The sequence below is a fragment of the Paraburkholderia unamae genome (assembly GCF_003268775.1).
In the GTDB taxonomy this organism is placed as follows: Bacteria; Pseudomonadota; Gammaproteobacteria; order Burkholderiales; family Burkholderiaceae; genus Paraburkholderia; species Paraburkholderia unamae.
In genome coordinates this window covers 164,191-177,212 of record NZ_QLSU01000007.1, presented here as the reverse complement: position 1 = coordinate 177,212, position 13,022 = coordinate 164,191, and the positions used below count along the sequence as shown (strand labels likewise).

10 protein-coding genes are annotated in these 13,022 nt (G+C 63.6%); 5 read left to right on the top strand and 5 right to left on the bottom strand.

Features of this window, described 5'->3' with window-relative positions:
* Positions 1 to 34: 34 nt before the first annotated feature.
* Together C7401_RS13970 and thiL are read right to left on the bottom strand one after the other, a co-directional pair.
* Positions 35 to 616, bottom strand: coding sequence for a phosphatidylglycerophosphatase A family protein (locus C7401_RS13970; RefSeq protein WP_112171975.1), 582 nt, complete (start codon positions 614 to 616; stop codon positions 35 to 37).
* Positions 606 to 1,607, bottom strand: a complete 1,002-nt coding sequence (thiL, locus tag C7401_RS13965; RefSeq protein ID WP_112171974.1) for a thiamine-phosphate kinase — start codon at positions 1,605 to 1,607, stop codon at positions 606 to 608. Before thiL ends, C7401_RS13970 begins: the two co-directional genes overlap by 11 nt.
* 164 nt (positions 1,608 to 1,771) lie before the next feature.
* On the opposite strand from thiL, the gene C7401_RS13960 reads away from it, so the two are divergent.
* The 4 genes from C7401_RS13960 (at position 1,772) to C7401_RS13940 (ending at position 8,227) form a co-directional block, all read left to right on the top strand.
* Entirely contained in the window at positions 1,772 to 4,066 is a 2,295-nt protein-coding gene (locus tag C7401_RS13960) for an NADP-dependent malic enzyme (protein WP_112171973.1), read from the top strand.
* Positions 4,067 to 5,345: 1,279 nt separating this feature from the next.
* Positions 5,346 to 7,052, top strand: a complete 1,707-nt coding sequence (gene ltrA / locus C7401_RS13950) for a group II intron reverse transcriptase/maturase (RefSeq protein WP_112171971.1) — start codon at positions 5,346 to 5,348, stop codon at positions 7,050 to 7,052.
* Between the two features lie 250 nt (positions 7,053 to 7,302).
* A complete protein-coding gene (locus C7401_RS13945) occupies positions 7,303 to 7,662 on the top strand; it encodes a ribonuclease (protein WP_224038570.1) in 360 nt (119 codons plus the stop codon).
* Between the two features lie 7 nt (positions 7,663 to 7,669).
* Positions 7,670 to 8,227 (top strand): barstar family protein, encoded by a 558-nt coding sequence (locus tag C7401_RS13940; protein ID WP_112171969.1) that lies wholly within the window; start codon positions 7,670 to 7,672, stop codon positions 8,225 to 8,227.
* Positions 8,228 to 8,325: 98 nt separating this feature from the next.
* Here C7401_RS13940 and C7401_RS13935 read toward each other — a convergent pair whose 3' ends face one another.
* The 3 genes from C7401_RS13935 to speE all read right to left on the bottom strand — a co-directional run bounded on the left by C7401_RS13935 (position 8,326) and on the right by speE (position 10,495).
* Positions 8,326 to 9,066 carry a 16S rRNA (uracil(1498)-N(3))-methyltransferase gene (locus C7401_RS13935; protein WP_112171968.1) on the bottom strand — a complete coding sequence of 247 codons (741 nt, stop codon included), beginning with the start codon at positions 9,064 to 9,066 and terminating at the stop codon, positions 8,326 to 8,328.
* A gap of 19 nt (positions 9,067 to 9,085) precedes the next feature.
* Positions 9,086 to 9,499: a VOC family protein gene (locus C7401_RS13930; RefSeq protein WP_112171967.1), complete on the bottom strand. Its 414-nt coding sequence runs from the start codon at positions 9,497 to 9,499 to the stop codon at positions 9,086 to 9,088.
* Positions 9,500 to 9,607: 108 nt separating this feature from the next.
* On the bottom strand, positions 9,608 to 10,495 hold the full coding sequence (speE, locus tag C7401_RS13925) for a polyamine aminopropyltransferase (protein ID WP_112171966.1): 888 nt from the start codon (positions 10,493 to 10,495) through the stop codon (positions 9,608 to 9,610).
* Between the two features lie 389 nt (positions 10,496 to 10,884).
* Here speE and tkt point away from each other — a divergent pair, with 389 nt between their 5' ends.
* Positions 10,885 to 12,927, top strand: a complete 2,043-nt coding sequence (tkt, locus tag C7401_RS13920) for a transketolase (protein ID WP_112171965.1) — start codon at positions 10,885 to 10,887, stop codon at positions 12,925 to 12,927.
* Positions 12,928 to 13,022 lie beyond the last annotated feature (95 nt).

Here is a 13,022-nt window from a genome sequence, read left to right as displayed (position 1 = left end):
TGCGGCAATCCGTGGAAAGGGTGGCGAAGTCGCTTCAGACCGACATGCGCCAGAGCGCGATGACGAGCAGCGTGAAAAAGGCGGCGACGATGTCGTCGAGCATGATGCCGAGGCCGCCCTTGAAATGCCGGTCGAAATAGCGGATGGGCGGCGGTTTCACCGTGTCGAAAAAGCGGAACACCACGAAGGCCCACAGGCGTCCCGTGAAGTCGACGGGCGTGATCATCAGCAGCACGAGCCAGAACGCGACGATTTCGTCCCAGACGATGGCCGAGGGATCTTCCACGCTGAGCTTCTTCGCGGTGAAGCCCGTGATGGCGATGCCCGCGAAAAAGCCCACGATGATCAGCAAGCCCCACTCGGTCACGGTGAGGTAGCGGTTGAGCACTTCGAACGCGGCCCATGCGAACAGCGTGCCGGCCGTGCCGGGCGCGAGGCGCGAAAGGCCGGAGCCGAAGCCGAGCGAGACGATGTGCAACGGATGCGTGAGCATGAACGCCGCGTCGGCGCGGCGCGGACCGGGTTTCGGTGCGCCGGACGCCGGGCCTTTTGCGGGAGCCGGCTGGCCCCCCGTCGCGTATTCGTCGGCGGGCGAGGGCGTGGGGTCAGTCTGCATGGAAGTGATCGAAGCCTTGCAACGTCAGGTTGAGCGGCGCGCCCGCGGCGTCGCGCCAGCGAATCTCGGGGGCGTCGTGAGTCGATGCGGGCGAACTCATTGTACCGATGCGCGTGACGCGCACGCCGGCCTGTTGCGCCGCCGCCTCGACGGCCTCGCGTTGCGCCGGGGCGGCGGTGAAGCACAGCTCGTAATCGTCGCCGCCCGCGAGCGCGCATTGCAGCTGCACGTCGCGCGGCAGACGCGCGAGCGCGGGCGAGAGCGGCAGCGCGTCCACATCGACGGTCGCCGCGAGATTCGATCGCTCCAGGATATGGCGCAGGTCGCCGGCCAGTCCGTCGGAGACATCGAGCGCCGCGCGCGCCACGCCGCGCAGCGCGAGCCCGAGCGCCACGCGCGGTTCGGGATATTCGAGCGCGCGGCGAAAATGCGCGGCGTCCTTCTCATCCACCAGCGCACCCATCTGCCATTCGCCGCGCATCATGCCGAGGCCCGCGCGCGCGTCGCCGGGCGTGCCGGACACCCAGATGTCGTCGCCGGCCTGCGCGGCGTCGCGCCGGAGTGCGACATCCTGACGCACCGAACCGAAAACCGTAAGGCAAAGATTGAGCGGTCCCGCCGTGGTGTCGCCGCCAATCAGCTCGCAGTCGAAGCGGTCGGCCAGCTCGAAAAGCCCGGCGCTGAACGCGGCGAGCCAGTCCTCGCCGGGCTTGGGCAGCGCGAACGCGAGCGTGAAGCCGAGCGGCTGTGCGCCCATCGCGGCGAGGTCCGACAGGTTGACCGCGAGCGCCTTGTGGCCGAGCGCGTGCGGATCGATATCCGGGAAGAAGTGGCGGCCTTCCACCAGCATGTCGGTCGAAACGGCCAGCATTTCGCCGGGGGCGGGCGCGATGAGCGCGCAGTCGTCGCCTATGCCAAGCGTCGCGCGTTGTGTGTGCTCGCGCGCGCGGCGTGCGAAATATCGGTCGATGAGAGAGAACTCGGAAAGCATGACGAAAGGTCTATTACGTGAGGCGTGGCCGGCGCGTCGTTTCCCGCATCGGAGTCGCGGCACTTGCGCCTTAACTGTAAGGAATGCTGTCAGGGATTGGCGCTACAATCGGTCAACTTAGCGTTCGAGTTGTCATTCTAATCCGCACTAACGTCCTGCCTCTTATGTCGAATCCCGCCACGAACAAGCTTCGCGAAGCCGCACTCGATTATCACGAGTTCCCCACGCCTGGGAAGATCGCGATTGCGCCGACCAAGCAGATGATCAACCAGCGCGATCTCTCGCTCGCGTACTCGCCGGGCGTGGCGTTCGCCTGCGAGGCGATCGTCGAGAATCCGCTCAACGCCGCGCGCTTCACGGCGCGCAGCAATCTGGTGGGCGTCGTGTCGAACGGCACGGCCGTGCTCGGGCTCGGCAACATCGGGCCGCTCGCTTCGAAGCCGGTGATGGAAGGCAAGGCGGTGCTCTTCAAGAAGTTCGCGGGCATCGACGTCTTCGACATCGAGTTGAACGAATCGGACCCGCACAAGCTCGTCGACGTGATCGCCGCGCTCGAGCCGACCTTCGGCGGCATCAACCTCGAAGACATCAAGGCGCCCGAGTGCTTCATCGTCGAACGGGAAGCGCGCAAGCGCATGAAGATTCCGGTCTTCCACGACGACCAGCACGGCACGGCCATCGTGGTCGCGGCCGCCTTCTCGAACGGCCTGAAGGTCGTGGGCAAGGACATCAAGGACGTGAAGCTCGTCGCCTCGGGCGCGGGCGCAGCGGCGCTGGCGTGTCTGGACCTGCTCGTCGATCTCGGCCTGCCGCTCGAAAACATCATCGTGACCGACCTCGCGGGCGTGGTCTACAAGGGCCGCACCGAGCTGATGGATCCGGACAAGGAGCGTTTCGCGCGTGAGACCAACGCGCGCACGCTTGCCGAAGTGATCGAAGGCGCCGACATTTTCCTCGGCCTTTCCGCCGGCGGCGTGCTCAAGCAGGACATGGTCAAGCAGATGGCCGCGAAGCCGCTGATTCTCGCGCTCGCGAACCCCACGCCGGAAATCCTGCCGGAGCTGGCGCTCGAAGTGCGTCCGGACGCCGTGCTCGCCACGGGCCGCACGGACTACCCGAACCAGGTGAACAACGTCCTGTGCTTCCCGTTCATCTTCCGCGGCGCGCTCGACGTGGGCGCGACCACCATCACGCGCGAGATGGAAATCGCCGCCGTGAACGCGATTGCGGAACTGGCGCGCCAGGAGCAGAGCGACGTGGTGGCCACGGCCTATGGCATCCAGGATCTGCAATTCGGGCCTGAATATCTGATTCCGAAGCCCTTCGATCCGCGTCTGATCGTGAAGATCGCGCCGGCCGTGGCGAAGGCGGCCATGGACTCGGGCGTCGCGACGCGTCCGATCGAGGACATGGACGCTTACGAGCAGCATCTCCAGCAGTTCGTCTACCACAGCGGCACGACGATGAAGCCGATCTTCCAGCTCGCGCGCGCCGTGGAGCCGGAGAAGAAGCGCATCGTGTTCGCCGAGGGCGAAGAAGAGCGCATCCTGCGCGCCGTGCAGATCGTGATCGACGAAAAGCTCGCCAAGCCTATCCTGATCGGCCGCCCGGCTGTGATCGAGCAGCGCATCGCGCGTTACGGTCTGCGTCTTGTCGCGGGCCAGGATTACACGGTCGTCAACACCGACCACGACGAGCGCTATCGCGACTTCTGGCAAAGCTACGCCAAGCTCATGGCGCGCAAGGGCATCACGCAGCAAATGGCGAAGCTCGAAATGCGCCGCCGCACGACGCTGATCGGCTCGATGCTCGTGCAGCGGGGCGAAGCCGACGGCATGATCTGCGGCACGGTCAGCACGACGCACCGCCATCTGCACTTCATCGACCAGGTGATCGGCAAGAAGGCGGGCTGCAACGTGTACGCGGCGATGAACGCGCTCGTGCTGCCGAACCGCCAGATCTTCATCGTCGACACGCACGTGAACGTCGATCCGACGCCCGAGCAGCTCGCCGAAATCACCATCATGGCTGCCGAGGAAGTGCGCCGCTTCGGCATCGAGCCGAAGGTCGCGTTGTGCTCGCACTCGAACTTCGGTTCGAGCAACGCGCCTTCCGCGCAGAAGATGCGCGATCTGCTCGAACTCCTCAAGGAACGTGCGCCGGACCTGCATGTGGACGGCGAAATGCACGGCGACGTGGCGCTCGACGCCACCCTGCGCCGCGAAATCCTGCCGGAGTCGACGCTCGAAGGCGAAGCGAACCTGCTCATCATGCCGAACATCGACGCGGCGAACATTTCGTACAACCTGCTCAAGACGGCGGCGGGCAACAACATCGCCATCGGGCCGATCCTGCTGGGCGCGGCCAAGCCGGTGCACGTGCTGACGGCTTCGGCCACCGTGCGCCGCATTGTCAACATGACGGCGCTGCTCGTTGCCGACGTGAACGCATCGCGTTAAGCCGGCTCACGCCGGCGAGCCCGGCGGTTTGCACAAAAAAGCGGCGCGCTCCGGACGAGCGCGCCGCTTTTTTTGTGCGGAGAAATCGGGCCTCGAAGCGCAAAACGAGATTGTAAAATTTACCTATCCCGTGCTTGTGCGTCGTCAAGCTCTAGTCGTCGTCGCCCGGCTAACGTTGCTTCCAGGCATCATTAGCGATACCCTTACACCTTTCGTGCGACACGCACGCTCGTGTCCGCCTGCTCCACGTCACGGAGCATCGACTGAAAAAGCATCACCTTTACAGAGGGTTATTGAGGAAACTCACCATGCCCTCCGCGGGCGACCACCTTGTTGGTCGCACTTGAAGTAACAGATGCATCCCATAAAGGTGCACCTTTAAGTGAAATTGGAGACCGGAGCAGTCAGCCGGGAATCCTTGTTGCATTGACCTGATTACCATTAGGTCCCGCCCAGTCAGCGGCTTCACCTCCGCCGACAAGGCGGGGTGTCGTTTGCAATTTTCCTCTATCTTGAGGGTAGGGGATTCGCTAGCGGATACGAGCGAAAGCTCGGTGTGTCATTGTTCGGCCTCACTGGAAGTAGATGTGAGTGCAGAGAACCTGTTGTACGACCAGCAGTAGCCTAGAAGAACATGCGTCACTGGTAACGGTGGGGTCTGAAGCTTCTTCGACAATGCGTCCCCCGGAAGCACGGGCGGTAGGCTGTTGTGAAACGATCTACCGGAGACTCCCAGCAGCAAGGGGGTTGAGGGGCTAGGCTGATTGATATGGTTAACTTTAGTGAACTACTGATAAACCTCGTGATAAGGACCGTGCCTAAGCTGCTGACAGGCACAAGCCAAACGGTACGCGGTCGGATAACTCGCTGAAAGCACGGGTTACGTCGTCACTAGACCGCCGGGGAATAGGTAGAACCTAAGTCAATCGTGTGACATGCCGGGAACGTGGTAAGCCCGTATGGTTGCCTGCGGATCATTGCAGGCAGGCGGACCGCAAGGAACGCTGTTGGCCGTGCGGGTATGGGAGGACGGAAAAAGCGAAAGGTGTCCTGTAATGGGATGCATAGGGGTTGAGACATTACCCCACGCGAAAGCGGGCAGACTTCCGTCTGGTCTACCGTCGCAAGACGGCTGACTACCCTCTAGCGGAAATAGTGATTGCTGGCGGCCTTGCGGTCGTCAGTGTTGTTCTTACCCCCGATGCGGGAGCAAAACGCTCCCGCAAGGGGACGTGATGCTCTTCGCGCGGGAAGTCACTTCTTCAAGCGGGAGAGCAGCATGAGAGTATCTGTCCGAAAGGATGGGTCTGCGCTTTCACACGCGCCGGACAACAACTGGTACGCCGTAGATTGGCGACGAGTTGAGCGGAACGTGAGAGGGATGCAGATTCGAATTGCGAAGGCGACGCGGGAAGGCGACTGGCGCAGGGTGAAGGCCCTGCAACGGATGCTGACCCGCACGTTGTCCGCGAAGCTTTATGCGGTACGACGTGTTACGCAAAACCAGGGTGCGCGAACGGCTGGAGTCGATCGCGAACTGTGGGATTCGCCTGAGAGCCGATGGGAAGCTGTCGGCAGGTTGAAGCGGCGCGGGTACAAGCCTCGGCCTTTACGGAGAGTCTTTATCCCCAAGTCCAATGGGAAGGAGCGCCCTCTGGGCATTCCGACCATGCGGGACAGGGCGATGCAAGCCCTGTATCTGCTGGGCTTGGAGCCAGTGGCAGAATCGACGAGCGACCCAAACTCTTACGGGTTCAGGAGGAATCGTTCGACGGCAGACGCCATGTCCCAGATCTTCGTCACCATATCCAAACGGGTTTCGGCCCAATGGGTACTGGAAGCGGATATCAAGGGATGCTTCGACTGGATCAACCACGACTGGCTGCTGTCTCATGTTCCAATGGACAGGGGCATTCTCCGGAAGTGGCTGAAAGCTGGCCTGATTTACAAGGGTCAGTTACAGGCGACTGAGGCCGGTACGCCGCAGGGAGGCATTATTTCCCCGACACTGGCTAACGTGACGCTGAACGGCTTAGAGCGTGAACTGATTTCGCACCTCGGTGCGAAGTTCGGGATCGTGAGGGCTAAGAAGCTGAAAGTGAATGTGGTGCGATACGCGGACGATTTCGTAATCACCGGCGACTCGAAAGAGCTGTTGGAAAGCGAAATCCGCCCTTGGGTGGAAGTGTTCCTGGCTCAGCGAGGACTTCGGTTATCCGAGGAGAAAACTAGGGTCGTACACATTGACGAAGGCTTCGATTTCCTTGGGTGGAATTTCCGGAAGTACTTGGGAAAACTACTCATCAAACCGAGCAGGAAGAACGTGAAGACGTTCTATCGCAAGGTGGCGGAAACGATCAGCGGTAACAAGACGGTGAAGCAGGAGGAACTGATCCGCTTGCTGAACCCGATGCTACGAGGCTGGGCGCAGTATCACAGTCCCGTGGTAGCCAAGCAGGCGTACACGCGTTTAGAGCACCTGATTTTCCGGAAGCTCTGGCGATGGTCGAAGCGCAGGCATCCAAACAAGAACTCCGACTGGCTGCGGAAGACGTACTTCCACACCGTCGGTGGGCGCGATTGGGTGTTCTCTGCACCCGTGGTTCACGAAGACGGTAGGAAAGGGTTGTCGGAGCTGTACCAGCTTAGCGGTACGGAAATCCACCGGCACAAGAAGATTAAAGGAGGGTTTGATCCCTTTGATCCGATGTGGGAGCAGTACGGCGAGCAGTTGCGGCAGGAACGCATGTGGGACTCGATGCGTTACCGGAAGCAATGGGCCAAGTTGTACATGTCGCAAAGCGGGTTATGCGCGCATTGTGGCTCTGCTCTAACGGACGATACAGGCTGGCACGATCATCACCTAGAGTATCGGGTGCATGGTGGTACAGATGCTTTGTCTAACCGGGTGCTGTTACACCCTCACTGTCACCAGCAGGTACACGCTGGGAATGTTGCGGTAACTAAGCCGGTTCCATTACAGTGATGTGATGGGGCTTTGATTGGAATGAATGTAGGCTTGAGCCGTATGCGGTGAAAGTCGCACGTACGGTTCTTAGGGGGGCGCTCTTCCGAGAGGAAGGGTGCCTACCCTCCATGGTCGTCGAACGCGTAACCCGGGAAGCGGGAACCAGGTGATGGCGCCTCGTCTAACTCATTGTTTCGGCGGCGGATTGTCCAGATCGTCCGGGTTTTCCGGACTGCCGGGCTTGCGGCGGGTGATGGCGGCGGCGCTTATGGCCGTGGCGGCGCTGGCGCCGACCGGCGTTCAGGCTCGCACCAGCCAGACGGACGACACGGGCGCTTCCGTCGGCAGCATTTCGGTCAACGAACTGCCGCGCGAGGCGGTGAATACGTTGAGCCTGATTGCGGCGGGCGGCCCGTTCCCGTACGAGAAGGACGGCGTCGTATTCGGTAATTTTGAGCGGATATTGCCACCGCACCGGCGGGGCTACTATCACGAATACACCGTTCCGACGCCGGGCGCGCATAACCGCGGCGCCCAGCGCATTGTTTGCGGCGGCTCGCGCAAGCGGACCGACAACTGTTACTACTCCGACGACCACTACGCCAGTTTCAGGCGAATTATTGATTGACACCGGGATGAGCGGTATGAGCGATAACGTTTACGCACACGACCCGCGGGTCGCGAGCGATCTGTTCGCGTCCGGGGAGGGCAACCTGTTCCAGCGCGTCATGCAGTTGAAGGAAGACAGCGAGTCGCGCGACAAAGAGGCGGCGCTTTCATTGAACGAGGAGGCCATGGACCTGTTTGCGACCGTGCGGCCGAACATCGTCCAGTCGATTCGGGCGTTTCGCGTGCAGGATCTCGCCGACGAAGCGCAGCGGCTGAACCAGCATTTCCTCTACGCGTTCTGCGCAAATGCGCAAACCAAGCAGGAAGTGCTCGAAACCATCGCCACATCGTTTCTGTTTCCGAAGCATTTCGGCAAGAACTACGATGGTTTGTACGACTGCCTGACCGATCTGGTGCAGAAGGCCGGCGAGCAGCCGGGCTTCGTGATCGTGCTCGAAGGACTGCCGATCGCGCAGAAGTTCGACAAGGACGGCCGCGAGACGCTGCTCGACGTGTTCCGCGAGGCGTCCGAATACTGGGCCGAGCGCCAGGTGCCGTTCCGGGTCTTTTATTCGTTCGCCTGACGGTCAACGGAACATTCCGTCGCGCGCATGCGACAGAAAACCGCGAGCCCGCCTTCCGGCGGGCTTTGTCATTTTTACCGGCGCACCCGGCGGCGCGATTACCAGCCGCCCCAGCGCGCGGCGAGCGCCGACAGCACGGCGATGCCTGCCGTTTCGGTGCGCAGCACGCGCGGCCCGAGCCCCACGGCGATAAAGCCGTGGTCCAGCGCCGCGGCCTCTTCGGGCGACGAGAAACCGCCCTCCGGGCCCACCAGCACCGTGATTTCACCCGTGGGCGGCTCGGCCGGCAGGGTCGAAAACGAGACGTTCGCACGCGGGGAAAGCAGCACGCGCAGCTCGCCTTCGCCGGGGCGCTTGGGCAGCGAGCCGAGCCAGGTGGCGATTTCGCGTGTGGGCGCGACGTCGGGCATGAGGTTGCGCCCGCACTGTTCGCACGACGATTGCACGATGCGCTGCCAGTGCGCCTGGCGGCGCACCGCCCGGTCGCCCGAGAGCCGCACGACGCTGCGCGAGGTGGTGAGCGGCACGAAGTTCGTCGCGCCCAGTTCAACCGCTTTTTCGATCAGCCAGTCCATCTTGTCGCTGCCGGCAATGCCTTGTGCGAGCGTGAGCCGGTAGGGCGGCTCGGTTTCGATGTCGCGGAACGGGCCAATGCGCACCTGCGTGTCGCGCCGCTCCATGCCGAGAATCTCGGCGCTGTATTCGCCGCCAAGGCCGTTGAACAAAACGATGGTGTCGCCGGGTTGCAGGCGCAGCACCTGAACGTGACGCGTGACTTCGTCCGGGAGTGTGACGACCTCGTCGGTGTGCAGGGAACTGCCGACGAAAAAGCGGGGCATAAGACTATTTCTCATTGATTCAGGACAGGTGGCGAGCAAGCGCCCAGCGGTAACCGTCGAGGTCTTCGACCTGTGCAAAACGGTCCCCCCAGAATTGGTCCTGTGGCTCGCTCAGCGATTTCGCGCCGGCTTCGAGGGCCCGCGCATAAACCGCGTCGACATCGTCGACATACAAATAAAAGGATTGCGGCGCGACGGTTTGCGCGCTTTTGGGCGTGCGCGCCGTCGAACCGAATGCGCCCTCCGGCGCGAACATGACGATCAACTGATCGTGGTAGGTCATTTCCACGTGCATGATCGCGCCGTCGTCCACCACGCTGTCGCGTACGCCAAAACCGAAGGCCGCCTCATAAAAGGTCAGCGCGGCGCGCGCATCGCGCACCGTCAGATACGGTGTCAGCCACGGCACGCCGGCAGGGCGGGGTGCGGTCATCGAGTCTCTCCAGATTCGCGGTTCGGATGAGGCGCCGTGCGCCGTTACTGGGCGTGGGTGCGCACGAAGAAAGCGTTTGCGACCTGCCATTGTCCACGGACAGGACCACTAAAGCTGTAGGAATTCGCCTAGTTTATCGCGGGCAGTGAAAGGCGCTTTTAAGAGCGACTCGTGCAACCGTGCGTCGTAGAAGCGCAGCGCTTCGAGTTGGCGCCCGGCCTGGCGAGCTTGCAGCGTGGCCGGGTCGATCGACGCGGGGTCGAGCATGTCGCTGGCGATCGCCATCAGCCACAGCGAGCCGTAGAGCGGGACATACGCGGCAAGCGGCCGCACGACGGCGAAGGACTCGCGCAAACCGGCGAGCAGCGCGCCCACGCGCGCCGCGTGATGGAACGGCGAGCCGAGATGCAGCGAGACGAGCGCGTCGGCGCTCATCACGCCTTTGAGGGCGCTGTAGAACTCGCGCGTGTAGAGCCCGGCGGCGGGCGAATCCGGCGGGGTCAGATCGAACACGACCAGGTCGAAGCGCTGCCGGGCCGTGGCGGCTCCGGATGCGCCCATGGAGGCCACGAACGCCGCCGCGTCGCCAATCACGAGTTCTACGCGCGGGTCTTCGAAGGCGCTGCCGCGCACTTCGGGCAGGTAGTCGCCCGTCAGGCGCACCACGTCGGGGTCGAGCTCGGCCACGACGATACGCTCGATACCCGGATGGCGCAGCAACTGGCGCGCCGCGCCGCCGTCGCCACCGCCCAGCACGAGCGCCGCGCGCGGGGCGGGATGCGTGAGCGCGGCCGGGTGGGTCATGCACTCGTGGTAGATGAACTCGTCGCCGGCGGAGGTCATCGGGCGGCCGTCCAGCGTGAAGAGGCAACCCAGTTGCGGCGTGTCCCAGACCTCGATGCGCTGCCAGGGCGTATCGGCGGCCGCGAGGCGGCGCGCGCCTGGAAAGCCGTAAAGCGCGTCGGCAGCGGGATGGAAGAGCAGGGGAGCGGTCACGGAATTCCTGAGGCATGGCCCGCGCGCGTGAGCCTACGAAAGCGCGCGAAAAATGGGGCCAAAAATCGGTTCGACAGCGGCATTATAGGCGCCGCGCAGCCGCCCCCGGCCGTGGCGGCCCGCAACAAGCCGAAGGCTGGTCAAGCGGGGGAGAATCGCGGGCGGACGCCGCGTTCCTCTCGCCTTACAGCCAGGGATAATCCCCACGATCTGCTAGAATATTGCGCTTTGCAGCCTCCTCCGTTTGCTCCGGCCGTTTCGCGTCTCCTGGCGCCGCATGTGCGCCCGAGCGGGCGATTTGCCGAGCTTCGGACCCCCGCGCTGCTGTGTGCGCCCGCGCTTCGTGACGTGGCCGCCCACGCCGCTTTTTGCACACTTCCGGACTCGACATGACGACCTCGTCCTCCGCCTCCCCCGCTACCACCCAGCTGATGGCCAACGCGATCCGCGCGCTGTCCATGGACGCCGTTCAGCAAGCGAACTCCGGTCACCCCGGCATGCCCATGGGCATGGCCGAGATCGCCGTCGCGCTGTGGTCGCGCCATCTGCGCCATAACCCGACGAACCCGCACTGGAACGACCGTGACCGTTTCGTGCTGTCGAACGGCCACGGCTCGATGCTGCTGTACTCGCTGCTGCACCTGACCGGCTACGACCTGCCGATGGCGGAGCTCAAGAACTTCCGTCAACTGCACTCGAAAACGCCGGGCCACCCCGAATTCGGCATCACGCCGGGCGTCGAGACGACCACCGGCCCGCTCGGCCAGGGTCTGGCGAACTCGGTCGGCATGGCGCTGGCTGAAGCCCTGCTCGCGGCGGAGTTCAACAAGGCCGACGCGAAGATCGTCGATCACCACACCTATGTGTTCCTCGGCGACGGCTGCCTGATGGAAGGCATCTCGCACGAAGCCTGCTCGCTCGCCGGCACGCTCAAGCTGAACAAGCTGATCGCGCTGTACGACGACAACGGCATTTCGATCGACGGCGACGTGGTCAACTGGTTCCACGACGACACGCCCAAGCGCTTCGAAGCCTACGGCTGGAACGTGATCCCGCATGTGAACGGTCACGACGTGGACGCAGTGGACGCCGCCATCAAGCAGGCGAAGGCTTCGGACAAGCCCACGCTGATCTGCTGCAAGACGCAGATCGGTCACGGCGCGCCGACCAAGGCGGGCGGTCACGACGTGCACGGCGCGCCGCTCGGCGCCGAAGAAATCGCCAAGTGGCGCGAAGCGGTGGGCTGGACGTGGGAGCCGTTCACGCTGCCGCAGGAAGTCTACGCAGACTGGGACGCCAAGGCTGCCGGCGCGAAGTTCGAAGCCACGTGGAACGAACAATTCGCCGCTTACCAGTCGAAGTACCCGACCGAAGCCGCTGAATTCGAGCGCCGCATGGCCCACCAGCTGCCCGCCGACTGGGCGCAGAAGGCCGCCGCCATCGTCGCCGGTGCCGATTCTCGCAAGGAAACGGTCGCGACCCGCAAGGCTTCGCAGCAGGCCATCGAAGGCCTCGCCGCCGCACTGCCCGAACTGCTCGGGGGCTCGGCCGACCTGACCGGCTCGAACCTCACGAACTGGAAGGCCTCGAAGGCCGTGCGCGCCGCCAAGGCGGGCGAAACCGGTATCCAGTGGGGCAACCACATCAACTACGGCGTGCGCGAGTTCGGCATGAGCGCGGCGCTCAACGGCCTGAACCTGCACGGCGGCTACAAGGCGTTCGGCGGCACGTTCCTCACGTTCTCGGACTACAGCCGCAACGCGCTGCGCGTGGCCGCGCTGATGAAGTGCCCTTCGATCTTCGTGTTCACGCACGACTCGATCGGTCTCGGCGAAGACGGCCCGACGCACCAGTCGATCGAACAGGTCGCGAGCCTGCGCCTGATTCCGAACATGACGCTCTGGCGCCCGGCCGACACCGTGGAAACCGCGGTGGCCTGGACCGAGTCGATCTCGCATCACGGCCCGTCGAGCCTCATTTTCAGCCGCCAGAACCTTCAGTTCAACGAGCGCACCGACGCGCAGATCGCGAACATCGCCAAGGGCGGTTACGTGCTCAAGGACTGGAACGACGACATCCCGAGCCGCAAGATCATCCTGATCGCCACGGGTTCTGAAGTCGAACTGGCGATGAAGGCCGTCGAAGCGCTCCAGCGCGAAGGCATCGGCGCCCGCGTGGTGTCCATGCCGTCCACGAACGTGTACGACAAGCAGGACGCCGAATACAAGGAGCGCGTGCTGCCCAAGGGCGTGCGCCGCGTCGCGATCGAAGCCGGTGTGACCGACTTCTGGCGCAAGTACGTGGGCCTCGAAGGCGGCGTGGTCGGCATCGACACGTTCGGCGAATCGGCCCCGGCTGGCGTGCTGTTCAAGCACTTCGGCTTCACGGTCGATCATGTCGTGGCGACGGCCAAGGCCGCACTCGACAACTAAGCATGCGTAACGGGCCCGCCTGATCGGCAAGATCTGGCGGGCCCGCTGCCTTGAGCGCCCGCTCGAATTCCGCTCGAGCCGCCCCAGCCAGGCGT